Origin of the sequence: Lysinibacillus sp. NPDC097231 (assembly GCF_044761885.1) — a bacterium.
Classification (GTDB): domain Bacteria; phylum Bacillota; class Bacilli; order Bacillales_A; family Planococcaceae; genus Lysinibacillus.
Genome location: NZ_JBIWDH010000027.1, coordinates 1 through 25,214 on the forward strand (window position 1 = coordinate 1; position 25,214 = coordinate 25,214).

Below are 25,214 nucleotides of genomic sequence, written 5' to 3' on the forward strand. Positions count from 1 at the left end.
GGTAGATAGGTTCGAGGTGGAAGTGTGGTGACACATGGAGCTGACGAATACTAATCGATCGAGGACTTAACCAAAATGTTTGAAGCAATCAATGCACGTTTATCCAGTTTTGAGAGAATAGGTTCTTTCAACTGAATAAGTGAAGTGATGATGGCAAAGAGGTCACACCCGTTCCCATCCCGAACACGGAAGTTAAGCTCTTTAGCGCCGATGGTAGTTGGGGGCTTCCCCCTGCGAGAGTAGGACGTCGCTTCGCTTATTTTTTATGTGGAGGATTAGCTCAGCTGGGAGAGCACCTGCCTTACAAGCAGGGGGTCGGCGGTTCGAGCCCGTCATCCTCCACCATTATGGTCCCGTGGTGTAGCGGTTAACATGCCTGCCTGTCACGCAGGAGATCGCCGGTTCGATCCCGGTCGGGACCGCCATTTTTTGCCGGTGTAGCTCAGTTGGTAGAGCAACTGACTTGTAATCAGTAGGTCGTGGGTTCGACTCCTATCGCCGGCACCATCATCCCTTGGAGGGGTAGCGAAGAGGCTAAACGCGGCGGACTGTAAATCCGCTCCTTAGGGTTCGGCGGTTCGAATCCGTCCCCCTCCACCATTTTAGGGGCATAGTTCAACGGTAGAATAGAGGTCTCCAAAACCTTTGGTGTGGGTTCGATTCCTACTGCCCCTGCCAGGTTTCAAGGTACTCGTTATCAAACACTGCCGTGATTACATATCATATAATGGCGATTGTGGCGAAGTGGTTAACGCATCGGATTGTGGTTCCGACATTCGTGGGTTCGATTCCCATCAGTCGCCCCATCTTAGCATTGGGGTATAGCCAAGCGGTAAGGCAACGGATTTTGATTCCGTCATGCCTAGGTTCGAATCCTAGTACCCCAGCCATTTTTATTTTATGAGCCATTAGCTCAGTTGGTAGAGCATCTGACTTTTAATCAGAGGGTCGAAGGTTCGAGTCCTTCATGGCTCATCATTGATATTGACTAGAAAGTTTAGCGCCCGTAGCTCAATTGGATAGAGCGTCTGACTACGGATCAGAAGGTTATGGGTTCGACTCCTGTCGGGCGCGCCATATTAAGATTTATCGGAATGTAGCTCAGCTTGGTAGAGCACTTGGTTTGGGACCAAGGGGTCGTAGGTTCGAATCCTGTCATTCCGACCATCTTTTCTTAATATGGGGCCTTAGCTCAGCTGGGAGAGCGCCTGCCTTGCACGCAGGAGGTCAGCGGTTCGATCCCGCTAGGCTCCACCATTGATATAGTTTTACGGAGGTATACCCAAGTCTGGCTGAAGGGATCGGTCTTGAAAACCGACAGGCGGGTAACACCGCGCGGGGGTTCGAATCCCTCTACCTCCTCCATTTTCGGGTCAGTAGCTCAGTTGGTAGAGCATTAGATTGAAGCTCTAAGTGTCGGCGGTTCGATTCCGTCCTGACCCACCATATATGCGGGTGTAGTTTAATGGTAAAACCTCAGCCTTCCAAGCTGATGTCGTGAGTTCGATTCTCATCACCCGCTCCAAATAATGGGCCTATAGCTCAGCTGGTTAGAGCGCACGCCTGATAAGCGTGAGGTCGATGGTTCGAGTCCATTTAGGCCCACCATTATTCCGAAGTAGCTCAGTTGGTAGTAGCACCTGACTGTTAATCAGGTTGTCGCAGGTTCGAGTCCTGCCTTCGGAGCCATGACCCGTTGGTCAAGTGGTTAAGACACCGCCCTTTCACGGCGGTAACACGGGTTCGAATCCCGTACGGGTCATCAAGCATGTTGCACGTTTTAGTGCAACATGCTTTTTTTATGCCTACAATAATCTCTAAATATGTGACTCCAAATAATGATCGCCATTTGTGAAGAAATTTTTTATTTCTAATGAAGATGCTAATCCATTAATTCTTATGGTCACTAATGAAAAAACACTTTTAATATGGCTTGATAAATAAGGCTGTTTGTAAAACTAGAGATATTACATGTCAGCTCCATAAATTTGAACAAAGTATTTCATATATAAAATATGTATGTTTTCCAACAGAATTTTTCGTGGTGCTAACAGTTCCATTCCTCTAATATGAGGGTATATGGAGGAATTCGATATGAATTTACAAGAGGTACAGCAGTTTTTAGAACTTTATCAATTAGAACAAAATGAGTCTGAAGTATGGCTAGAAAATAGATTACAGCAAATTAAAATAGCAGAAGAATATATACCAACAACTGAAGAATTAACCTTTGGTGTGCGGGTAGCTTGGCGCAATAGTAATAAGTGTATTGGCCGTTTGTTTTGGCAAACACTGCATGTTATAGATGCACGTGATATTTTAAAGGAAGAGGCTATATTTACTGCATTGCTTGAGCATATTCGATATGCAACAAATGACGGGAAAATTCGACCAACAATAACCGTTTTTGCATCAGATCGAGTTCGTATATGGAATCACCAACTAATCCGTTATGCAGGCTATGAAACGCAATCAGGAATCGTTGGTGATCCACACTCTGTTGAGTTTACAAGGGTATGTGAATCACTAGGCTGGCAAGGTGAGAGAACAGCATTTGATGTGCTTCCACTTGTGATACAAGTAGATGGTAGGGAACCACAAGTGTTTACAATCCCTGATGAATATGTGCTTGAGGTACCGATTCGTCATCCAGAGTTCCAAGAGGTCGAGAAACTAGGATTAAAATGGTATGCAGTGCCAATTATTTCGAGCATGCGCTTCCAAATGGCAGGTGTCGATTTTCAGGCAGCCCCATTTAATGGGTGGTATATGGGGACAGAAATCGGTGCGCGTAATTTAGCCGATTATGATCGCTATAATATGCTTCCAGCAGTCGCAGAAATCTTTCAGCTTGATACAACAAAGCAATCATCTCTTTGGCGTGATCGAGCCCTAGTTGAGCTCAATATTGCGGTACTTCACTCATTTAAAGAAGACGGTGTCAGTATCGTAGATCATCATACAGCTGCACAACAATTTAAGCTATTTGAAGAGGCTGAAGAAAAAGCAAATCGTGACTTGACAGGTAACTGGACGTGGTTAATTCCACCTCTTTCGCCAGCGACAACTCATATTTTTCATAAGCCATTTGTTAATGTTTACAATACACCGAATTATTTTTATCAGAAACCACCTTACTAATCGAAAAAAGGTAGCTCATGTTAACATGAGCTGCCTTTTTAATTCACATATTCATCTTTAGAAGCTCTCATTGAGCACAAGAACAGTATCATTACCACGACAACAAAGAGCCAGCCAGCGATGTTCCAGCCACCAAATAAGTCGTGCAAATATCCAAATAAGATTGGACCAATAGCGGCAAATAAATAACCTAATGATTGTGCAAAGCCTGACAAATCAGCCGCTTCAAAAGCAGTACGAGTACGTAGTGTAAAGAACATCATTGCTAAAGCAAATGAAGCCCCTCCTGCTAAGCCTAGAAGCACCATCCACAACACTGCGAGGCTTGTCCATTCCATAACTACCCCGATAAAGCCAACTAAATAAAATGATGTAAACATTAATACAAGAGGTCGTTGAGATGTCATTTTACTAGCAATAATAGGCACAACTAAAGCCATGGGAACCTGTGAAAACTGCATGATGGAAAACATCCAGCCTGCACGATCCGCAGGTAATCCTTGTGCGATATATATTTCAGGAATCCAAGCTGCGGTCGTATAGAATAATAATGATTGTAAGCCCATAGCGCCTGTTACTGCCCAAGTAACAGGTGATTTCCATAATGGTTTACGAGCTTTCATAGTCTTAACAGTTGGTTCAGGTTTATTAAATTTCAACTGTGGAATCCAAATTAAAATGGTTAACACTACTAGGACAAGCGCAATTGCCAATGCACCTTGCCAGCCAAGCGACGAATTGGCAATCGGGTAGCTAATACCAGCACCAAGTCCGGCTGTTAAATTCATCGACATTGTAAAAAATGCCATCAGTAAACCTACATGATAAGGGAATTTCAATTTAAGCAATCCTGGAATGAGCACGTTGCCAAATGAAATGGCTATTCCAATTAGCATAGTACCGAACACGAGTAAACTTGTCGTACCAAGAGAGCGAAGTACGATCCCCAATGCTAAAAGAATAGTAGATAAAAATAATGTTAATTCTAGCCCCAATTTACGTGCGACAATTGGTGCGAATGGCGAAATAACCGCAAAGGCTAGCAACGGGATAGTTGTTAGAAATCCCGCTAATACGTTGGATATACCTAAATCTTCACGGATAAAGGCAATAATAGGTCCAACAGCTGTTAATGGCATTCGTAATGTTGAGGCAATACATATAACGCCAATGACTAATAATAAGGTTGTACCTTTCCAGCTAATTTCCCTGCTAGGATTAGTAGTAGAATGTTCATGAGTAGTCAAAATAAATCCCCCCTGTAAGAACAATTATAATTGAACCACTATATCACTTTACCACATCATTAAAAATAGTAGAAAATTCATAAAATACGGAACATTACTCTGATTATTGAAATGTCATAGGTCGTATGATAAACTAGTACACATCATAAATTTAATATTTATATGCCTCATGTTTGTATTGAGGTAGAGGTCGCGATATTTAAGAGTATGCTAATGGAAATGACAAGCATTAGAGATATTAGTTGAAAGGAAATATCGCCGAAGTATGAGGGGACTTGAAACCCTCATGCTGGGGCTGTCTCCGAAAGGAACAGAACTGTCACGTTTGGATAACGTGTTGTGCTATCAATTTTTTTAGAACTGAGGATTAACTTAGCCATCACAGTGTTCATGTGATGGCATTTTTTTGCCTCTTAAATAGGAAGGAAGCTTATAGTGAGTGAAATAAAAGTAAATCAGCTCGGCCATAAGGCGCCTAAGCTGAAAAAAGAATTAAAAAGCCGTCATATTACAATGATTTCATTAGGCGGTACAATCGGTACAGGATTGTTTTTAGCCAGTGGTGGTGCCATTGCAAATGCTGGCCCTGGCGGTGCACTGCTCGCCTATGCATTAATCGGTATTATGGTGTACTTTTTAATGACGAGCTTAGGAGAAATGGCAGCCTATATGCCATCATCAGGCTCATTTAGTACGTATGCGACAAAATTTGTAGATCCAGCTTTAGGTTTTGCACTTGGCTGGAACTATTGGTATAACTGGGCAATCACAATTGCAGCAGAAATTGCAGCTGTCTCATTAATTATGAAATATTGGTTCCCAGATAGCTCATCAGCACTTTGGACAGTTTTATTTATTGCCGTTGTTTTAACGTTCAACCTATTATCAGTAAAAAGCTATGGTGAAAGTGAATATTGGTTTGCAATGATAAAGGTTGTAACTGTAATCATTTTTATTATCATTAGTTTCTTAATGATTTTTGGCATTTTAGGTGGAAACGCTCCAGTAGGTTTTACGAATTTCTTTATTAGTGACGGACCATTCCACGGTGGCTTCCTTGCTACTTTCGGAATTTTCCTGGCAGCCGGCTTCTCGTTCCAAGGGACAGAACTGCTTGGAATAACAGCAGGTGAAACTGATGAGCCTGGTAAAAATATCCCGAAGGCTGTTAAATCAGTTTTCTGGCGAATTCTTTTATTCTATATTTTGGCGATTGGTGCAATTGGGATGCTAATTCCATTTACAGACGAACGTTTATTATCAGAAGATATTGCTGTATCACCATTTACACTGGTATTTGATAATTTAGGAATTGCCTTTGCTGCTTCATTAATGAATGCTATTATTTTAACGGCTATGCTGTCAGCAGGGAATTCTGGGCTCTATGCGTCTTCACGTATGCTTTGGCAATTAGCCGTGGATGGACATGCGCCAAAGATTTTCATGAAATTAAGTCGTCGAGGTATTCCAATCTATGCTCTAACGGCAACATTAGCTGTAGGCTGCCTAGCATTTTTAGCTTCATTCTTTGGTGACGGTGTGGTCTATATATGGCTCCTAAATGCCTCTGGGATGTCTGGATTTATTGCTTGGCTTGGTATCGCATTTAGTCACTATCGTTTCCGTCGAGCTTTCGAAGCGCAAGGCTTGGATCCAAAATTGCTACCGTATAAAGCAAAGCTATACCCATTCGGTCCGCTATTTGCCTTTACAGTTTGTATGATTGTTGTTATTGGACAAAACTACAATGCCTTTATGGGTGATAAAATAGATTGGTATGGAGTCCTTGTCTCATATATCGGGATTCCGCTGTTCTTACTATTATGGCTTGGCTATAAAATCAAGCATAAAACAAAAATGCTTCCTTTAGAGCAATGTGATTTAAAAGTAGAATAATAAGTAAAAAAGCTGTCCTGAGAGCCAAAAAAAGGCTACAGGGCAGTTTTTTTTGATTTATTATGAAGTCGTGGTTATGCACCGAAACCCCTTACACCCATAACTGTTATTATTAGTCCATAGCTTACACCGATAAGTAAAATGACGGATAGACCCAAATATTTAGAAACGCCTTTTTCTTTTGATTTAATCCCCAATATACCTAAATAGATACTTATTATCCAGAGTAGAGCACCTAAATAAAAGTAAATTCCAAGAATGCCGTTTTTGCTTAACGAACATACGTAAAATAATAAAAGCCCGATAATACTAAGAGTAATAGAAAATAATCCGTAATTTTTGGAAGTCATTTTATCGGTCCTTTCTAAAAAATTGATTTACTAATAAGAATATACTGGTTAATTCTAGAGTTTACAAATTTGTACAGAAGTGTACTCAGGACCACTAAGGGAATATTAAAAAGGTGCTTTAGTTTTCTAATGGTTCTCTTCTTTGGGTATATAACCTTAATATGGTAAGCTGTTATAAAAATGAGTTATCACAAAATTTTTAAGATGCCATTTGTTAAAATGTATACCGTGTATATAAGTTGATCGAAAGTGAAGCGACAGCCAAAACGCGCAGCCGGAACGGAAATCAACTCCTAGTTGTGGTGATGATCCATAGAAATGACGAGATCTATATAAACGGCTTTATGTTGGGAAGAGGTGCATGAAAGTGCAAAAGCATATTTTACTCGTAGAAGATGACGAAGCCATTCGTGAAATGGTAGAAAACTATTTAACGATGGAGGGGTTCCTTGTTACCTCCGCAGTTAATGGAGAAGAAGCATTACAAAATTGTTTAAATAATTCCTATGATTTAGTGATCTTAGATATTATGATACCAAAACTGAATGGATTAGAAGTTTTAAAAATAGTACGGGAACAGGCATCACTGCCAATCATCATTATGTCTGCGAAGGATAGTGATGTGGATAAAGCGTTAGGGTTAGGATTAGGGGCAGATGATTATATTGCCAAGCCGTTTTCCATGTTAGAATTTTCAGCACGGGTAAAAGCTGCCATAAGAAGAGCTACAAAATACTCCAATCAAGTAGATAACAAGAAAGATGTATTAGTGATAGATAGCTTAACGATTGACATTGTGAATTTTTCAGTTGAAAAGAACGGACAAAAGGTGAAGCTCACTTCAAAGGAATTCGCCCTTTTAAAGTTATTCGTCACAAATCGAAATCGTGTTTTCACAAAACAACAAATTTATCAACTGATTTGGAATGATGCTTACTATGGAGACGAAAATATTATTAATGTACATATAAGAAGACTACGCGAAAAAATGGAAGACGATCCATCCAATCCTCAATATATTAAAACTCTTTGGGGAATTGGCTATAAATTTGAAGGATAAACCTATGATCATATTTCTATTACTAATAATTGTTGTGCTTTTAGGAATAATAATTTTTCAGGTGAAGGCAAAAAAGAAACACAATGCAACTATTCAATACATGCATAGAAAACTGCAAGCTATTATTAACGAACAAACGCATGAAAAAATTTTAGTAACGACAACTAATCAGGAGATACGGCAGTTACTAATTGCGATGAATGCCTTGCTTGACCACAATCAAAAGGTACTGGCGACACATCAAAAAATGGAAAGCTCCATGAAAAAGATGCTGGCTAATATTTCACATGATCTTAAGACGCCTTTAACAGTTGTATTAGGATATATTGAAATGCTACAGCTTAAGAACTCGATCAGTGAGGAGGAGCGGCAGCGATTGTTAACTGGTGTTCATTCGAAAACAATGGAGGTATTAAAAATTATCCATACATTTTTTGACCTGGCAAAATTGGAGGCTGGAGATACAGATTATCCAATGACAAAAATCAATATAAGTGAAATTTGCCGAAAAAATATTTTATCATTTTACGATATGGTAACGTCTATGGGGCTAGAGATAGAGATTGTAATACCAGAGATATCTTTGTATGCGCTTGGTAATGAAGAGGCATTAGATAGGGCTTTGAACAATTTATTGTCAAATGCGATTGCTTATGGGGCAGATGGTAATGTGATTGGACTTTCCGTAAGAAGTGATGATACAAACATTTATATTGATGTATGGGATAGAGGCAAGGGAATTGATGAATACCATATTGATAATGTTTTCGAAAGAATGTACACGCTTGAAGATTCCAGAAACAAATCCTTCCAAGGTAGCGGTCTTGGCTTAACGATCACCAAACGACTTGTAGAAATAATGGATGGCTCCATTCAGCTTTCAAGTATCCCTTATGAAAAGACCATTTTTACAATATCTTTAAAAAGAATGATGTATTGAAACTGCTAAGCTTGTAAAGCTGTTAACGCTTTACAGGCTTTTCTTCTGCACTTAAGAAATTTGTAAGAATCAAGTAATAAATTAGAGAGTTTCATTTTTTATAATAAAGATAGCCAAATTGAGGGAGAGATTTACATGACATATATTGTGAAAACAAATCAACTTACGAAAGTGTTTGACGGAAAAGAAGTAGTTTCCGCCGTCAATATGCATGTGAAGAAGGGTGAGATTTATGGCTTTTTAGGTCCCAATGGCGCCGGAAAAACCACAGTTATGAAAATGCTAACGAACCTAACGAAGCCAACAAGTGGAGATATTGAAATCTTTGGTGAAAAATTAACGGATCGATCATACGAGGTGCTGAAAAGATTGGGAACAATTATTGAATACCCGATTTTCTATGAAAATTTAACAGCAAAAGAAACCTTAGAATTACATTGCGAATATATGGGCTATTATGACAAAAAAGAAATTGGCCATGTTCTCGAATTAGTGAAACTAACAAATACAGAAGAGAAGCGTGTTAAAGACTTTTCCCTGGGGATGAAACAGCGATTGGGCATTGCACGGGCTATTATTACGAAGCCGGAGTTACTTATTTTAGACGAGCCGATTAATGGACTAGATCCAGTAGGCATTAAAGAGCATAGAGAGCTATTCAAAATGCTTTGTAAAGAGTATGGCATTACGATTATTGTTTCTAGCCACATTTTGGGGGAAATAGAACAACTCGTTGATACAATTGGCGTTATTAAAAATGGACGATTAATCACTGAAGTTTCAATGGCCGATGTTAATCGTAGTCAGGTAGATTATATTGAAGTCATTGTCAATGATGGGAATAAGGCGGCTTTTATTATAGAAAATAAATTAAATATTACTAATTTCAAACTAATTGATGGTAATTGTATTCGAATATATGAATCGACAGCTTCACAAAAGGTACTAACTAAAACATTGATTGAGCATGATATTGAAATTGAGGGAATTAGTAAAAAAACAAGCTCATTAGAGGATTATTTCTTGAAGTTAATCAATGGGGGTGTAGCTAGTGCTTAACTTAATGCGTCTGGAGATGAAAAAATTTCATATTGGTTCATATATAAAACGAGCTATCTTCGCAAATTTTGTGATATTAGCTATTATGTTTATGCTGTTATTTATCACAAAAATAGAGGGAGATCCAGGCTTTGAAAATTATCAGACTGTTTTAAGCCTTATAGATTCAACTGTAAGAGCAGTATTTATTATTTTTGCTAGTGCATTAATTGCCAAACTTATTATTGGCGAGTTCAAATATAAAACAATCACTTTAGCATTTATGTATCCAATAAATAGAAAGAAAATAATTGCTTCCAAACTGGCTATTGTGGTCCTTTTTACCTTTAGTGCAATCATTGTATCAAATATTTTTGTGACAGCAGTTTTTTGTTCTATTGGTAGTAATTTTCATTTACTTTCAGATACATTAACGATTTCTTTAATCATCCAACGAATCCCTATTGTAATAATGAATGCAATTGCAGCATCCTGCATCGCATTAATACCATTGTATTTTGGTATGAAAAAATACTCCATTCCGGTAACCATAATTTCATCTATTTTCATTGTATCGATTGTATCATCCAATACAGGGAATTTCTCTCTAAATGATATTATTTTCATACCAATTATTTTAGCAATTATCGGTATAAGCGTGGCCTATGCATCATTTCGAAAAATTGAGAAGATGGATATTTGAGGATAAAAAGGGAGGGCCTCTGAACATGTAGGGGCCTGTCATAACGAAAATGCCAGACGTAAAACCAAATAAAAGGTTTTATGTCTGGCATTTTTTTAAGCAAATATCGTTTGCCATATTAAATAAATATTTAAAGTGACTACAATTACCACTACAAACCATCCTAAAATTGTTGTAATACGATGGTTAACTAGATTTCCCATGATATTTCTTTTGCTTGTAAACATCACAAGCGGAACAAGAGCAAATGCAATCCCAAAGGATAAAATAACCTGGCTTAGGACAAGTGCATAGGTTGCATTAACACCAGATGCAATAATAACCAAAGGAGGTAACATTGTAATAGCTCGACGTAAATAGAGCGGAATTTTTTTTCTAATGAAGCCTTGCATGACAACATCGCCTGCTAGTGTACCAACTGAAGAGCTAGCAAGACCTGCAATAAGAAGACCAAGACCAAATGATACTGCCGCCATTGGACCAAGAGCATCTTTTAAGCCTTCATAAGCAATATCCAAATCCTCTACAACTACACCTTGTGTATGAAATACTGCTGCGGCAATAACGAGCATACTCATATTGATTGCACCGGCAATAATCATCGCAATAATTATATCAATAAACTCAAAACGGAAAATACGTCTTTTTTCATCATCATTGCGTCCAACAATACGACTTTGTGTTAATGAAGAATGCAAGTAAATAGCGTGCGGCATGACCGTGGCCCCTAAAATACCTGTTGCAAGCAAAATGGAGTCTACTCCTTCAAAGCGTGGCGTGAACATCCCAATTGTGACTTCACCCCAATTTGGCTGTGCCAAAAATGTCTGGAATGCAAATGCTAGTACGACAATTAGTACCATGCCAGAAATACCTGCTTCAAATGCTCTAAAGCCTCTGCGTTGTAATTCTAAAATGGCAAATGATCCAACTGCTGTAATAAGCGCTGCTGGTAACATCGGAATATTGAATAATAAGTAAAGTCCTAAAGCAGCACCTATAAATTCCGCAAGGTCCGTTGCAATTATTACTAGTTCAGCTTGTATCCATAAGAAAATAGATGTTTTTTTAGAAAAATGCTCACGGGCAATTTCAGGTAAATTTTTTCCGGTTGCAATTCCAAGCTTTGCAGACAAGGATTGAATTAAAACCGCCATTAGATTAGAAAAGGCGATTACCCAAAGCAGTAAATACCCATATTGTGAACCTGCTGTAATATTAGTAGCGAAGTTGCCTGGATCGATATAGGCAACAGCAGCGATAAAGGCTGGGCCAAGAAACGGTAAAATTCGTCGCCAGCCTTTTATATCTCCATCCAAAACCGCCTCAGCAGACGATTTTGTTATTTTTTTGTAACCCATATTGTTCCCTCGTTTCAAAAAGTATCGTATGAGAAATAAAGTTTCCTGGAGGAAAATGATATATTGCTATTTTATAGCTAATGTAAAAAAATGTGAAGGAGTTTGCTCATTTTTTTTGAAAAATGTATTGTGAGTAAGTATGTACTAATTTGAATGTAAGGTTAGTAAGCATAAAACTGTTAATATTCATTTTGTATTCTATTAGTAAAAAATAGATTAAAGTGATTCTTATTATTTATACAAAAAATGAATAACAGCAGGAATACTATTAAAAATCTCGAAATATTGATTAAAGAAAGGGGGAGAAGAATGATGGAAATGCTATGGGTGAATTCAAAAATTACAATTCCTCGCCCTGTGCCAAATGTTATTGAAAGAAAAAAATTATTTGCCGTTCTTTCAAATAATCGTATGAAAAAATTAACCATTGTACGAGCACCAGGGGGATATGGAAAAACAACACTTCTTAGCCAATGGTTCTCCCAGATTGCCGAAGCTATTGCGTGGTTTTCTATTGATGGTAGCGATAATGAGCCAAAACGATTTTTAAAATATCTTATACATACTCTGTCTTTGGGAATAAATGAAGACTTAGATAACAAGCTAAGTCCCTTAATAGATAAAGCATATTCGTTCGAATTTATTGTAGATGCTATTTTACATGAACTTGATGTATACGAAAGTAATATTCATATTGTTCTCGATAATTTCCATGCTATACAGCATCCTTCAATTTATGAAATACTTATACGTTTGATAGAATATTTGCCGAGTAATGTTCGAATTTTTATAACGACTCGAACGAAATTATCACTGCCAATAGCTAACTGGCATGTGAAAGGATGGATGTTGGAAGTTGGTACAGATCAACTTTGCTTTGACTTGGAGGAACTCATTAATTTTTTTGGAGATAATTCTTCTAATGAATATCAAATTGGAGAACTGAAACAAGTATTAAAAAAAACTGAGGGCTGGGCGGCTGGTATACAATTTATAAAATTATCGGCAGCTCCTTTTTTTGATGGACAGAGTAGTGCAGAGTTATTAAAGAATGCAAGTCTTTATATTAATGAATATTTTATGCAAGAGATACTCGCACCAATAGCATTAACCACTCAAGATTTTCTAATACGAAATTCGATTTTAAATAGATTAGAGCCAGATATTTGTAATGCTATTACAAGTGGGCCTGAAAGTTTAAATATATTCAAGGAATTAGCTGAAAATGGAGTATTTCTTGTACCTTTACAGGGAAATAAACCTACTTTCCGTTACCATCGTTTATTTAAGGAAGCTTTACTGGAAGAACTAAAAAAACGCTATTCCCATAATACGATAATTTCACTGTATCGAAATGCAGCGATAATTTTGTGTGAAAAGGGTGACTATGTTTCAGCCATTGACCTTGCATTAGGTGGTGAATTATATGAAATGGCAAATGAATGGATTCAGACTTATTTAGTGGAAATTTTTGCTGAAGGACAAACATTATTATTCGGACAATGGGTACAGCAATTAAGAAATGCCAATTTTCCAGTAGATATTAATACACTTGTTTTGTATATCACAACTTTATTTTCTATGCATGAAATTGAAACAGCTAATGAAATAATAGAGGAGTTACTTTTTAAACAAGATGCTTCTAAATGGATGGATGGCTTTAAATTTATTGCTGTGACAAAAATCTTTGAGATTATTAATGCTTATGTCACTTTTATGAAAGACGGGGATTTAGAAAAAGCAAAGGTAGGATTATTAACACCAGTAAATGTAAGAAAAGAAAAATCACCTTTATATAATATATCATTAAAATATAATCAATTTGAGCCTAGAATTTTGCGTACCATTGCAGGATCAAAAGGTAAATTCCTACCATTCGACAAAATAGATGAACTTATTCAGGTGCTTAGTGAAAGTGAAATTAAAGAACGAAATATTACAGGTTTTACTTATGGCCTATTGGCAGAAATATTATATGAAACGAATGATTTAGTTCGGGCAAGTAAGGAATTAGAGATTGGTTTGCAGTATGGATTGCGCTTTCAAGATCCAGGGCTTTTTATACCGATGTATCTCTTAAAGACACGAATACTCGTTTCTGAAAAACGCTTTGAAGACGCACGTATTTTATTAGTTGAAGCTATGAAAGAGACTGAACAATCTTATTGGATTGGTGTGCTATATATAATGAAAGCTCAAACGTTTTTATTGGAAGGGAAAATTTCACATGCTCAACAAGAGCTTTATAAGGTTACTGATTATATCAATTACAAAATTGCTTCCAAGCTTCCTTTTCATCTTTTTATCCAAGGTCGAATACTATTGGCAAAAGGTCAGACAGAAGTGGCATTGCAAATGGCAGTGCGTACCAAAGAGGGAGCTATACAAGAAAAACAAATTGGCACAATGATAGAGGCAGGAATATTTGAGGCAATTTGCCACCTTGAGCTAGAGCAAGAGGATTCAGCATTATTGGTGTTACACGATACCCTTAGTCACGGCGCTCAATATGGATATTATCGCTCTTTTTTAGAAGATGAAGCGGTATTCCCCTTGCTTCATAAATACTGGAATGTACGACAAAATGATAAGAGTGAGAAATTCAATTCTGTACCAATGAATTATGTGGAAGAGTTACTGCAATATAGTCCATTTACAGATGAGGGGTATGCCGTCTTTACACCTAGAGAAATGGATGTCTTACAATTACTGACTAAGGGAGCATCCAATAGTGAGATTGCTCACCAACTTTTACTTTCAGAGGGGTCAATCCGTGTTTATCTAACAGCAATATACAGTAAGATAGGAGTGAAATCCCGCACCAAGGCGATTATTTGGGCCAAAGAATGGTTAGGCCTTTAAACTTGTAGAAAAGAAGGAGGTTAAAGCTATGCCCAATATTTTGTTAGCCTCAAAAACAGCAGTACCTAAAATAAATAATCATATTATTGAAAGAGAACGCTTAACAAAAATCCTTCAACAAAATGATATGGCCAAACTAATTGTAATACGCGCTCCAGCAGGATATGGAAAAACGACAATGCTCAGCAGCTGGATGAATCAGCTCGATTCAGCTGTCGCATGGTATACAGTTGACCAAACAGATAATGACCCCATCCGGTTTTGGAAATATTTAACGCATTCAGTTTATAGTGCACTACATCATGAATCAGCCTCTCAGATAAGGTCCTTGCTCCATACTCAGCCACAGTTACCATTAGAAAATTTAGTAGACTCTTTACTAAATGAATTATTTGCGTGTGAAAAAATTCATATCATTATTGATGATTATCATCATATTGAAAAAGTTTCGATTCATCATATGATGAATCGTTTAATTGATTTTTTACCAGATCATTGCACTGTTTATTTGACTAGTCGGTCGAGTATTTCATTGCCAGTTGCTAGATGGCGATTAAGCTATTGTATGCTTGAAATGGATGCAAAACACCTTTTGTTTACATATGAAGAGACTAATCAATTTTATGAAAAACAAAAGATACAACTGAGTAATACCGAACTGCAGAATGTGTTTGCTGTTACAGAGGGCTGGGCAACGGGTTTACAATTAACAAGCTTATCAACTGTTAAAAATGCTACTGGTGAGTGGCAAGTTGAGCAATTACGAAGGAATGATTCGAACATTGCACAATTTCTTATGAATGAGGTTCTATCTAAGCTTGCTCCACCTATACAAAATTTTCTTCTTTACACTTCTCTTTTGGAGCATTTAACTCCTGATATATGTAATCTCTTAACGAACCGTACAGATTCTCAACAAGTATTATTAGAGCTTGAAAAGCAAGGGTTTTTCATTAGTAGAATCGGTACGAAAGAGCAGATTTTTAAATATCATAATTTGTTAAAAATGACATTGCGCAAAGAATTAGACAGAAAATGCCCTCAGAATGTCATTGTAGATTTATATGAGAAAGCTACCAATGCTTTATATATAAATGGGAATTTTATATGCGCAATTGAACTGGCATTAAACGGTGAATTATATGCTAGGGCAGAACAATGGATTTACGAGCATATCGTAGCGGTTCTTTCTTGCGGTCACTCTACTTCATATGTAACTTGGATTCGAAAATTATTAAAGAGTGGGTATGACGTGCATCCGGAAATAATGGTTATGTATGCCTATACATTAGCCGCTTTACATGACTTGGAAGATGCATATCGTGTTATTGAGGAGCTAGAACAAAAGCACAGGACTAATCAATGGATGGACCGAGCTGAATATACTTCTGCTGTCGATGACTTCTTAGGTGTGAAAGCATATATTCTCGTTATGTTAAAAGGCGATTTGGCACAGGGAGGAGAATTTATTCGGCAAAGACTGGAAAGGAAGCCGAAAAAATCGAAATGGGATGCTATTTTTACACAGTATAATCAAAAAGAGCATGCCTTATTTCGAACAAATATAGGCTACAAAGGTAAACTCCTTTCAGATGAAAAGGCAATGTCCTTTTTTGTTAAGTTTCGATCGGGTGAATTTAAAGAATTAAGCATGACTGGCTATAGTTATGGCATGCGTGCAGAAAAACTATATGAATGGAATCGCTTCGATGAGCTCTCAACGGAATTAGAGGAGGCATTACGGTCAGGTCATCAATTCCGAGACTCGGGATTATTAGTACCTATGTACATTTTAAAAAGCAAAATTGCTGCTTTAGACAATCAATATATAGTAGCTCAGGCTGTTTTAGATCATGCGATAGAAACTATCAGTGAACGGTATTGGATCAATACATTAAGAGTGATGAAAGCACTTTTGTTTTCACGAGAAAATGATAGTATCCAAGCAGAGCAAGAGCTAGCAAAAATCAAGGAGAAGTCCAATGCAGATTCTACACATGTGAATTTGCCATTTTACTTGCTTGTAAAAGCACGCGTTTATCTTGTAAAGGGGCACTATCAGGAAGCCAAGCAACTTATAATACAGGTGCAATTACAGTCTGAACAAGAAGGACAGCTATCGACTAATATTGAAGCAGCTATTTTACGAGCAATATGCTTGGTAGAATTAGGCAATAAGGACGAGGCATTATCTGTGTTGCATCATGCATTGAAATTAGCTGAGCCGTATGAATATGTGAGAACTTTTATTGATGAAATCAAGATACGTCCTTTATTAAGAAACTATGTAGAGGTTCGTCATGAGCTCTTTGACAATTGGGATGAGGTTTCCATCAACTATGCCCACCTTTTGCTAGAATGTGCTCAAAAACATGAACAAGTACCAGCATTAGAAGCTCTTTCAGTTCGTGAACAGGAAATATTATCCTTTCTTTCAGCAGGTGCCTCCAATCGAGAAATTGCAGAAAAACTATTTTTGTCTGAAGGTACTGTACGCGTCTATCTTTCAGGAATTTACAGTAAGCTAGGTGTAAAAAACAGGGCACAGGCCTTATTATTTAAACAGACATGATAAATTAATCCGCTATCTTTTTAGGGTAGCGGATTTTTTTCTTGATTAGAAAACTATTAACATTCCTCAATAGTAGTAGCATATTTATATCTTTAAGATGAGGAAGAGTGATTCCATTACACATAGAAAGGAGAGTCTATATGAGAACAAAAAGAATTAAATATGGGATACTTTTCACGCTATTCTTCATCTTGATGATGCTAAAAATGCCATTTACTTTTGCTAATGAGGGGGAATACGATTTTGATGATAATCCTGATGGATCAGTAACGATAAAGGCGTATACAGGTGCTGGTGGAACTGTCGTAATTCCTAATCAATTGAATGGTAAAGTGGTAACAGGGATAGATTCTTGGGTGTTTAATAATAAGAAACTGACCAGTGTAACAATACCAGAAACTATAACAACTATTGGAGCTTACGCTTTTTATCAAAATCAACTAACAAATGTGGTACTCCCGAGTAGTATAACAAGTATCAGTGATGGAGCATTCTCTTTAAATCAACTTACAATTGTGACGCTACCGAATAATCTAATAAGTATAGGCGCTTATGCATTTTCTGGAAATGTGCTAAAAAGCATAAATATACCTAATAGTGTTATCTATATAGGAAATCATGCATTTTCAAATAATGATATTGTGAGTGTGAATTTTCCCGACGGTATGGAAATAATAGGGGACAGTGCATTTGCGGGGAATGATATTGAAAATATAGATATACCAGCAAGTGTCAAAAGCATTGGAGGGAACGCGTTTTCTCATAATTATATAAAAGATGTAAGAATACATTCAAAGGATGTAGAAATAGGTCATGATGCTTTTATCGGCCATGACCCTAACGCTATTATTCATGCCCCAAATCCTTCAACTTCAAAAGATTATGCAGAGAAGTCGAATATAAAATTCCAAGTGCTCAAATTTACTGTATTGTTTGAAACAAATGGTGGAACAAGTGTAGAGTCGCAATATATTGAATTAGATAAAAAAGTGTCTGAGCCAAATAGTTCCATAAAACCAGGTTACGAGCTTGATGGATGGTACAAGGATTCATCATTTACTGAACCTTGGAAATTTAATAATGATGTGATTACGGCCAATACCACGCTGTATGCAAAATGGACAAATAAATCTGACGTTGAAGTATTTTTTGAATCGAATGATGGATCAGCAGTAGCTACAAAACAAATTAGATACAACGATAAGGTGACAGAACCAAGCAATCCGACAAAGGCGAACTATATTTTTGAAGGCTGGTATAAGGACTCTAACCTTACAGAGAAATGGGATTTCGCTCAGGAAAGGGTTCAAACTAATATCACTTTATATGCTAAATGGGCGAAAAATGAGCACATGTTGTCCTTTGAATCCAATGGTGGAACAGCGGTCTCCTCGCAGACGATTGCATATAATGAAAAAGCTATCAAACCTCAAAGTCCTATTAGAATAGGTTACATTTTTGAAGGTTGGTATAAAGAACAAACTTTCACAACCCAATGGAATTTTGACACAGATGTAGTAACAGAGGATACAAAGCTTTATGCAAAGTGGAGAGGTAGCTCAACAGGTGGAGGAGGGCATAGTCCAAATCCTACACCTAATCCAACTCCAATCCCTGATGAGCCAATATCAGTACCTGAATATTCAAACCCAACTCCAAAGCACCTTGAACCTGAGAAGCAAAGCCCAACTCCAATAGAACCTATTGAGCCACAGCCGCCAAAGTCAATACCTCAGTCAGAAGAAGACATTATTTTCTCCGATGTTCCTCGGAATCACTGGGCATGGACAATGATCCAGGCAATGGCAAAACGAGGCGTTATAACAGGATATCCAGACGGAACATTTAAACCAAATGCCCCGATTCAACGCCAACACGTTGCTCTAATGCTAATGCGCGCATTGGAACTAGAGCTGAAAAAAGAAGCGGTAGTATTTAATGACATACCTGCAACGCATCCATACGCTGAGGTTATCCAGCGAGTACAACAGGCAGGACTATTTGAAGGGGTTAATGGAAGCTTTAATCCTACAGACAATATGACACGCGCTCAAATGGCAAAAGTACTGGTTTTAGCTTTTAATTTATCTTCAACTGAAAAAGGGACATTTCATGATGTACCAGCAACACATTGGGCGCATGATTATATTGCAATTCTTGCAGCGAACGGTATTGCGCTAGGAGATAATGGTGAATTTAAACCAGAAGATCCTGTGACACGTGCAGAGTTTGCAGCATTTTTATACAGAGCCCTCCCATAATAATTAAAAATCTTATCAGTAGTTTACAAAAAGCTATTGATGAGATTTTTTAATATTATTAACAATCCTCAATAGTATGGAATTACACTCTTTCTTATCATTAGGATCATATCGATAATGAGTTGGCTGAAAAATTACAAAAGGAGAGAGCATTAATGAAAAAGACTATGACCATCGTTATCATCCTATTACTTCTCTTTTTCCAATGGGGACAACTTCCAACCTATTATGCAAACGAGCTAGAAATGGAAGAAGGGGGAAGGGTGGATGATTTCGAAATGAATACAAGGAATGATATTGGTGATAACGAAGATACGAACTTAAGCAATAATTTATCGGTTTTTAATACAAGGGAATTTTATGCAGAACCAAATGACACTGGAATGACCCTTGTTTCATATTTAGGAGCAGGAGGGCATGTTGATATTCCTGCAGTCATTGAAGGGAAACCTGTTACAGCAATAGGAGAATACGCATTCTATAATAAGAAAGTAACAAGCGTAACCATTCCTGACAGTGTGACCAAAATAGGGGATGGAGCATTTCATATGAATCAACTAACTACAGTGGCTATTCCAAATAGTGTGACAAGTATAGGTAAGCTCGCATTTTATCTAAACCAGTTAACGACTGTGGCTATTCCAAATAGTGTGAAAAACATAGGGGAAGAGGCATTTGCTATTAATCAGCTAACAACTGTGACCCTTCCAAATGGGATAACAAGTATAGAAAAGGCTGTATTTAGAAATAACCAATTTGAAAGTGTAACAATTCCAAATAGCGTGACAAGTATAGGGAACTATGCATTTTATCAAAATCCACTAAAAAATATTATTCTTTCAGATGGCTTGACCAGTATAGGAGATTATGCATTTTATGAAAATCAGCTCGCAAACGTTGAAATACCAGATGATGTAATTTATATAGGTCAAATGGCGTTTTATATGAATAGACTAACAACTATAGCTATTCCTAGCGGTTTGACAAATATCTCAACTGGGGCATTTCAAAATAATAGACTAACATATCTTCATATACCCGATAATATTACTAGTATAGGGAATTGGGCCTTTTTGGGCAACTACCTAAAAAATGTGTATATATCTAATCGTGTGACCGATATTGGGGATTGGGCATTTGCTAAAAACCAATTAATCAATTTAGATATTCCTGAAACTGTTACACATATAGGGGATTGGGCATTTGAATCTAATCAGCTACAGTGGGTTCGTTTTAATAGTCCCTTAATGTTAGAAACCAATACATTTATTAATCAAGGCAGCACTTTTGATGGTTGGTATAAAGATTTATCATGGGTAACGCAGTGGGATGGAAATGTAACACAGCCAATAAGAATTTATGGAAAGGGAAATGTGGTACAGTATACACTTACTTTTGAAACAAATAACGGTACGAATATTGATGAACAGAAGATAGTGGCTGGAGAAAAAGCAGTAGTACCAGTAACGCCAGTAAAAACAGGTTATCTATTTGCGGGCTGGTATAAAGATGAAGAATTCAATACACCATGGGGATTTACTACAAATGTTATAACAGAGAATACAACCTTATATGCAAAATGGTCAAAGAGAATATACGATGTTCAATATCATACAGATCGTGAATCATTCCTTACTCACGCGCAATATGAAGATAAGCTGAAAGAACCAGTAACCCCGACTAGAGTAGGCTATACATTTGTGGGGTGGTATAAGGAAAGAGAATTCAAAACACCATGGAATTTTGCAACAGATGTGGTGACAGAGGATATAATCCTGTATGCGAAATGGACGGCAAATGAATATACCGTCAACTTTCATACAAATGGAGGAACAGCTATTTCTCCTGTTACAGTAATGTATGATAAGCTGCTGAATGAACCAGTAAAACAAACGAAAGCAGGACATATATTTGCAGGTTGGTATAAGGACGAGGAATTCAAAACACCATGGAATTTTGCGACAGATAGGGTAACAGAGGATGTAACTTTGTATGCAAAGTGGGAATTAGCACAAACGAAATATACGCTGGACTTTAACACAAGTGGCGGAAGTACAGTTCCATCCCAACGAATTATCGGCTATACAACAGCTACAAAACCAGCAAACCCAACAAAATCAGGTTATATGTTTGCAGGCTGGTATAAGGATGTTAATTTCACAGAACCATGGGATTTTAACACAGATGTATTGACGGCCAATATCACTTTGTACGCTAAATGGCTAGAAAACGGTTCATCGGGCGATGGGGGAACTACAAATCCGATTCCAACACCAATACCAGAAAATCTACAACCGAACCCAGAGTCATCTCAGCGTGAGAAACCAGATCGTGTCCCAGTAGAACCAGTTGAGCCACAACCACCAAAGTCAACACCTAAACCAGAAGAAGACATTATTTTTTCAGATGTTTTTCGGGATCACTGGGCGTGGACGATGATACAGGCAATGGCGAAACGAAGCATTATTACGGGCTATCAAGATGGAACATTTAAGCCTAATGCCCCGATTCAGCGCCAGCACGTTGCCCTAATGCTAGCACGTGCGTTGGAGTTAGAGCAGAAAAAGGAAGAGGTAGCATTCAACGATATTCCTAAAAGTCATCTATACTTTGAAATAATCACGCAAGTGCAACAGGCAGGACTTTTCGATGGAATCGATGGAAACTTCCTACCAAGGGAGAATATGACTCGTGCTCAAATGGCAAAAGTGTTAGTTTTAGCTTTTAATTTAACTTCAACCGAAAAAGAGACATTTCATGATGTGCCAGAAACCCATTGGGCATACGATTATATTGCTATTCTTGCAGCGAAAGGTATTGTGTTAGGTAATCAAGGTAACTTTAGACCCAATGATCCTGTAACACGAGCGGAATTCGCAGCATTAATATATAGAGCCTTACACCAATAACTAAAAATCTCACCAAAAGCTATCTCAAAAGCATTTGGTGAGATTTTTTAGTTCAAATTATTAACATTACTCAATGGTACAGAAATAACGAAATTATTATGATAATACAAAAAAGGAAGTGGTTCTATTGAAGATCGTTCGTTTCGCGTTTTTCGCGGTATTTCTATGCTTTGCTATGATGTCCATCAAACTTTCAATTAAAGCAGATGAAAGGAATTTTGATTGGCGAAATAACTCCGATGGTACTATTACCATTATTCGGTACAATGGTGTATATATGGAGTTCTCATTTCCAGATGAATTGAACGGTAAAAAGGTAGCGAAAGTAAGCTCGGGTGTTTTTGGAAAAAGGGAATTTTCTAATGTTTTGCCAATAGTTTATTAGCCCTGTGAATTGTTAGTAGATATGAATTTACCTGATACATTATTCAATTCCCGCGGATGCTTGGCTTTTACCCGCAAAACTACAAAAAGCTCCTTAAAAGTATTATTCTACTTTTAAGGTAGCTACACTTCTCAAGCCGAAACCCTCTTGTACTATTATTAAGGTGTTGAGTACCATAACGCAAATAATCACAATTATGTCTGTAAAAGTCTATGTTTTTCACTCGCCACAATGAAAAATATTCTTCTTTACTTTTTTTATTTACAGGCGTAATATGACATCATTATAAAAGTTTCAAATTTCTAAATCGCTGAAGCAACTGACGCGGGGGACCCAATTTTTACGGATTACTTTAGTAATCCTTGGGGTGAATCTCTTCAATATGAAGGGTAGGGCTACTCAGGCCCGAATCCGACAGCTAACCTCGTAAGCGTTAAGAGCAGAAAAGTTGGAGCTTGGCAGACGAATGAACGTCTACAAGTCTTATTTAGTGATGACTTGTGGACTTTTTTTATCTTCATTCGGCAATATTCGAATAAAATAAAGCCCCAGTGAATAATACAAAGACCGATTATGCTTAGGTGTAATCGATTTAGAAATGCGAAACACATTCTATGAAACTAGAAGGTGTTTAATATGAAATCCTCATTAAAACGCTACGTTATCGGTAAACCATTAAAATCCGATGCGTTAGGGGAACAAAAGCTTAGTAAAACAAAGGCACTAGCCATACTATCGTCTGATGCTTTGTCATCAGTGGCGTATGGACCAGAACAAATATTAATTGTGCTTATGACAGTAAGTACGGTAGCATTTTGGTATTCTTTACCGATTGCTGCTGGGGTAGTTGTACTACTGACAGCACTTATTTTTTCGTATCGTCAGGTTATTTTTGCGTATCCATATGGTGGTGGAGCATACGTAGTTTCTCGGGAAAATTTAGGTGTCAATGTGGGTCTCGTCGCTGGTGGATCATTGCTTGTGGATTACATTTTGACAGTTGCAGTTAGTGTTTCGGCTGGGACGGATGCTATTACTTCCGCATTTCCAAGCCTGCATCCTTATAATGTGATCATCGCTGTAGTTTTTGTGATTTGCTTAACGATTTTAAACCTACGTGGTGTAACAGAATCTGCATCCATTTTAGCGTATCCAGTATATCTGTTTGTTGTGGTTCTACTGTTGTTAATTGGAATAGGGGTTTATAACGTAGTAACAGGGCAAGTTCCTGCAGAGTTGCATCCAAAGATTGGCACACCAGTTGCAGGAATTAGTTTATTTATATTATTAAAAGCATTTGCATCAGGAAGCTCAGCTTTGACTGGTGTTGAAGCTATTTCAAATGCAATTCCGAATTTTAGAGATCCTGCACCGAAGAATGCCTCTAAAACTTTACTAGCAATGGGCGGTATTTTAGCAGTACTTTTCATCGGTATTGTGAGTTTAGCTTACTTTTATGGTGTTTCACCGAATGCAAAAGAAACAGTGGTTTCTCAGATTGCAGAAGCAAGTGTAGGTCGCAATATCTTTTACTATATCGTGCAGGGAGCAACAGCAATGATTTTAGTCCTTGCTGCGAATACTGGTTATTCCGCCTTCCCTTTACTAGCTGTCAACCTATCGAAGGATGGTTTTATTCCTAGAATATTCCAAATTCGTGGAGATCGCCTTGGTTATTCAAATGGCATTATGATGCTTGGATTAGCCGCTATTGTTTTAATCATTTTATTTGATGGAACAACAGAGCATTTGATTCCACTTTATGCAGTTGGTGTTTTTATTCCGTTTACTTTAGCGCAGGTTGGAATGATGCGAAAATGGTGGCGTGAAAAGCCGAAAGGTTGGGCTGCTAAGTTTACAATCAATTCGATTGGAGCGGTTATTTCCTTTATTGTAGCCATGATGTTTTTTGTGACGAAATTACCTCAGGTATGGCCAGTATTCATATTCTTACCAATGATTATTTGGACGTTTCATCGCATCAAGAAGCATTATCAGTCTGTTGGTGAACAGTTAAGAGTAGTTGACGGGGAGCTGCCGATTATTGAGGGAAATGTTTTCATTGTTCCTGTCGCTGGTATTACGAAAGTAGTCGAAAACACATTGCAATATGCGCAGTCATTAAATGTTGATAAGATTATTGCCTTTTATGTGGCCTTCGATCAAGAAAATGAAAAAGTGTTTGAAGAGAAATGGAAAGCTTGGCAGCCAAATATACGACTTGTAACATACTATTCGCCTTATCGAAGTATTACACAGCCTTTGATGAAATTTATTGATAAGGTTGAACATCAATGTACAAAAACAGGGCATCAAGTAACAGTTGTCATTCCACAATTTTTACCTAAAAAAGGGTGGCACCATATGTTGCACAATCAATCGAGTCTATTAATTCGCACGTCACTGTTATTTCACAGAAATGTCGTCATAACGACAGTACCTTTCCATTTATCAAAATAATGACTAGCAAGCTCGAAAATTGTCTGATA

The 25,214-nt window shown here is 37.5% G+C and carries 14 protein-coding genes, 17 tRNA genes, 1 rRNA gene and 2 riboswitches; of the genes, 30 read left to right on the forward strand and 2 right to left on the reverse strand.

Going from position 1 to position 25,214, the window contains the following annotated elements; translation table 11 throughout:
* The first annotated feature begins 140 nt into the window (after positions 1-140).
* The 19 genes from rrf to ACIQXF_RS15805 all read left to right on the forward strand — a co-directional run bounded on the left by rrf (position 141) and on the right by ACIQXF_RS15805 (position 3,141).
* Positions 141-256 (forward strand): 5S ribosomal RNA (gene rrf, locus ACIQXF_RS15715).
* A gap of 13 nt (positions 257-269) precedes the next feature.
* Positions 270-345, forward strand: a tRNA-Val gene (locus tag ACIQXF_RS15720).
* Positions 346-349: 4 nt separating this feature from the next.
* Positions 350-425, forward strand: a tRNA-Asp gene (locus ACIQXF_RS15725).
* A gap of 6 nt (positions 426-431) precedes the next feature.
* Positions 432-507, forward strand: a tRNA-Thr gene (locus tag ACIQXF_RS15730).
* Between the two features lie 9 nt (positions 508-516).
* A tRNA-Tyr gene (locus ACIQXF_RS15735) sits at positions 517-600 on the forward strand.
* Positions 601-604: 4 nt separating this feature from the next.
* Positions 605-678 (forward strand) — tRNA-Trp (locus ACIQXF_RS15740).
* Positions 679-730: 52 nt separating this feature from the next.
* Positions 731-806: transfer RNA gene (locus ACIQXF_RS15745), tRNA-His, on the forward strand.
* Positions 807-815: 9 nt separating this feature from the next.
* A tRNA-Gln gene (locus tag ACIQXF_RS15750) sits at positions 816-890 on the forward strand.
* A gap of 12 nt (positions 891-902) precedes the next feature.
* A tRNA-Lys gene (locus ACIQXF_RS15755) sits at positions 903-975 on the forward strand.
* 25 nt (positions 976-1,000) lie between these two features.
* Positions 1,001-1,077 (forward strand) — tRNA-Arg (locus ACIQXF_RS15760).
* A gap of 13 nt (positions 1,078-1,090) precedes the next feature.
* Positions 1,091-1,167, forward strand: a tRNA-Pro gene (locus tag ACIQXF_RS15765).
* Positions 1,168-1,181: 14 nt separating this feature from the next.
* Positions 1,182-1,257: transfer RNA gene (locus tag ACIQXF_RS15770), tRNA-Ala, on the forward strand.
* Positions 1,258-1,272: 15 nt separating this feature from the next.
* Positions 1,273-1,365 (forward strand) — tRNA-Ser (locus ACIQXF_RS15775).
* Positions 1,366-1,370: 5 nt separating this feature from the next.
* Positions 1,371-1,446: transfer RNA gene (locus tag ACIQXF_RS15780), tRNA-Phe, on the forward strand.
* Between the two features lie 5 nt (positions 1,447-1,451).
* A tRNA-Gly gene (locus tag ACIQXF_RS15785) sits at positions 1,452-1,525 on the forward strand.
* 6 nt (positions 1,526-1,531) lie between these two features.
* Positions 1,532-1,608 (forward strand) — tRNA-Ile (locus tag ACIQXF_RS15790).
* Positions 1,609-1,612: 4 nt separating this feature from the next.
* Positions 1,613-1,689, forward strand: a tRNA-Asn gene (locus tag ACIQXF_RS15795).
* A gap of 1 nt (position 1,690) precedes the next feature.
* Positions 1,691-1,762 (forward strand) — tRNA-Glu (locus ACIQXF_RS15800).
* A 332-nt stretch (positions 1,763-2,094) separates the two neighbouring features.
* The gene (locus ACIQXF_RS15805; RefSeq protein ID WP_402784335.1) at positions 2,095-3,141 is read left to right on the forward strand and encodes a nitric oxide synthase oxygenase; all 1,047 of its coding nucleotides are present in this window, start codon (positions 2,095-2,097) and stop codon (positions 3,139-3,141) included.
* A gap of 38 nt (positions 3,142-3,179) precedes the next feature.
* Here the strand turns inward: ACIQXF_RS15805 and ACIQXF_RS15810 are convergent, their stop codons facing one another.
* Complete coding sequence (locus tag ACIQXF_RS15810; RefSeq protein WP_402784338.1) at positions 3,180-4,388, reverse strand: CynX/NimT family MFS transporter; 1,209 nt, start codon at positions 4,386-4,388, stop codon at positions 3,180-3,182.
* A 176-nt stretch (positions 4,389-4,564) separates the two neighbouring features.
* Positions 4,565-4,741, forward strand: a riboswitch (Lysine riboswitch).
* A gap of 160 nt (positions 4,742-4,901) precedes the next feature.
* Here ACIQXF_RS15810 and ACIQXF_RS15815 point away from each other — a divergent pair.
* From ACIQXF_RS15815 to ACIQXF_RS15835, 5 genes are all read left to right on the forward strand, one after another.
* Positions 4,902-6,284 carry an amino acid permease gene (locus tag ACIQXF_RS15815; RefSeq protein WP_402784473.1) on the forward strand — a complete coding sequence of 461 codons (1,383 nt, stop codon included), beginning with the start codon at positions 4,902-4,904 and terminating at the stop codon, positions 6,282-6,284.
* Between the two features lie 717 nt (positions 6,285-7,001).
* On the forward strand, positions 7,002-7,694 hold the full coding sequence (locus tag ACIQXF_RS15820) for a response regulator transcription factor (protein WP_402784341.1): 693 nt from the start codon (positions 7,002-7,004) through the stop codon (positions 7,692-7,694).
* 4 nt (positions 7,695-7,698) lie between these two features.
* Positions 7,699-8,634 (forward strand): sensor histidine kinase, encoded by a 936-nt coding sequence (locus ACIQXF_RS15825; protein WP_402784344.1) that lies wholly within the window; start codon positions 7,699-7,701, stop codon positions 8,632-8,634.
* A gap of 135 nt (positions 8,635-8,769) precedes the next feature.
* Positions 8,770-9,693, forward strand: coding sequence for an ABC transporter ATP-binding protein (locus ACIQXF_RS15830; RefSeq protein ID WP_402784347.1), 924 nt, complete (start codon positions 8,770-8,772; stop codon positions 9,691-9,693).
* Positions 9,694-9,709: 16 nt separating this feature from the next.
* On the forward strand, positions 9,710-10,375 hold the full coding sequence (locus ACIQXF_RS15835; RefSeq protein WP_402784350.1) for an ABC transporter permease: 666 nt from the start codon (positions 9,710-9,712) through the stop codon (positions 10,373-10,375).
* A 95-nt stretch (positions 10,376-10,470) separates the two neighbouring features.
* Here the strand turns inward: ACIQXF_RS15835 and ACIQXF_RS15840 are convergent, their stop codons facing one another.
* Positions 10,471-11,736, reverse strand: coding sequence for an Nramp family divalent metal transporter (locus tag ACIQXF_RS15840; protein WP_402784353.1), 1,266 nt, complete (start codon positions 11,734-11,736; stop codon positions 10,471-10,473).
* 309 nt (positions 11,737-12,045) lie between these two features.
* Between ACIQXF_RS15840 and ACIQXF_RS15845 the strand changes: the two genes are divergently transcribed.
* From ACIQXF_RS15845 to ACIQXF_RS15870, 6 genes are all read left to right on the forward strand, one after another.
* Positions 12,046-14,598 (forward strand): winged helix-turn-helix domain-containing protein, encoded by a 2,553-nt coding sequence (locus ACIQXF_RS15845; RefSeq protein ID WP_402784356.1) that lies wholly within the window; start codon positions 12,046-12,048, stop codon positions 14,596-14,598.
* Between the two features lie 28 nt (positions 14,599-14,626).
* Complete coding sequence (locus ACIQXF_RS15850) at positions 14,627-17,170, forward strand: winged helix-turn-helix domain-containing protein (RefSeq protein WP_402784359.1); 2,544 nt, start codon at positions 14,627-14,629, stop codon at positions 17,168-17,170.
* A 140-nt stretch (positions 17,171-17,310) separates the two neighbouring features.
* A complete protein-coding gene (locus tag ACIQXF_RS15855) occupies positions 17,311-19,431 on the forward strand; it encodes an InlB B-repeat-containing protein (RefSeq protein ID WP_402784361.1) in 2,121 nt (706 codons plus the stop codon).
* A gap of 155 nt (positions 19,432-19,586) precedes the next feature.
* Complete coding sequence (locus ACIQXF_RS15860) at positions 19,587-22,340, forward strand: leucine-rich repeat protein (protein ID WP_402784364.1); 2,754 nt, start codon at positions 19,587-19,589, stop codon at positions 22,338-22,340.
* 127 nt (positions 22,341-22,467) lie between these two features.
* Positions 22,468-22,725, forward strand: coding sequence for a hypothetical protein (locus tag ACIQXF_RS15865; protein ID WP_402784367.1), 258 nt, complete (start codon positions 22,468-22,470; stop codon positions 22,723-22,725).
* A 298-nt stretch (positions 22,726-23,023) separates the two neighbouring features.
* Positions 23,024-23,172, forward strand: a riboswitch (cyclic di-AMP (ydaO/yuaA leader).
* Between the two features lie 189 nt (positions 23,173-23,361).
* Complete coding sequence (locus ACIQXF_RS15870) at positions 23,362-25,185, forward strand: APC family permease (RefSeq protein ID WP_402784370.1); 1,824 nt, start codon at positions 23,362-23,364, stop codon at positions 25,183-25,185.
* Positions 25,186-25,214 lie beyond the last annotated feature (29 nt).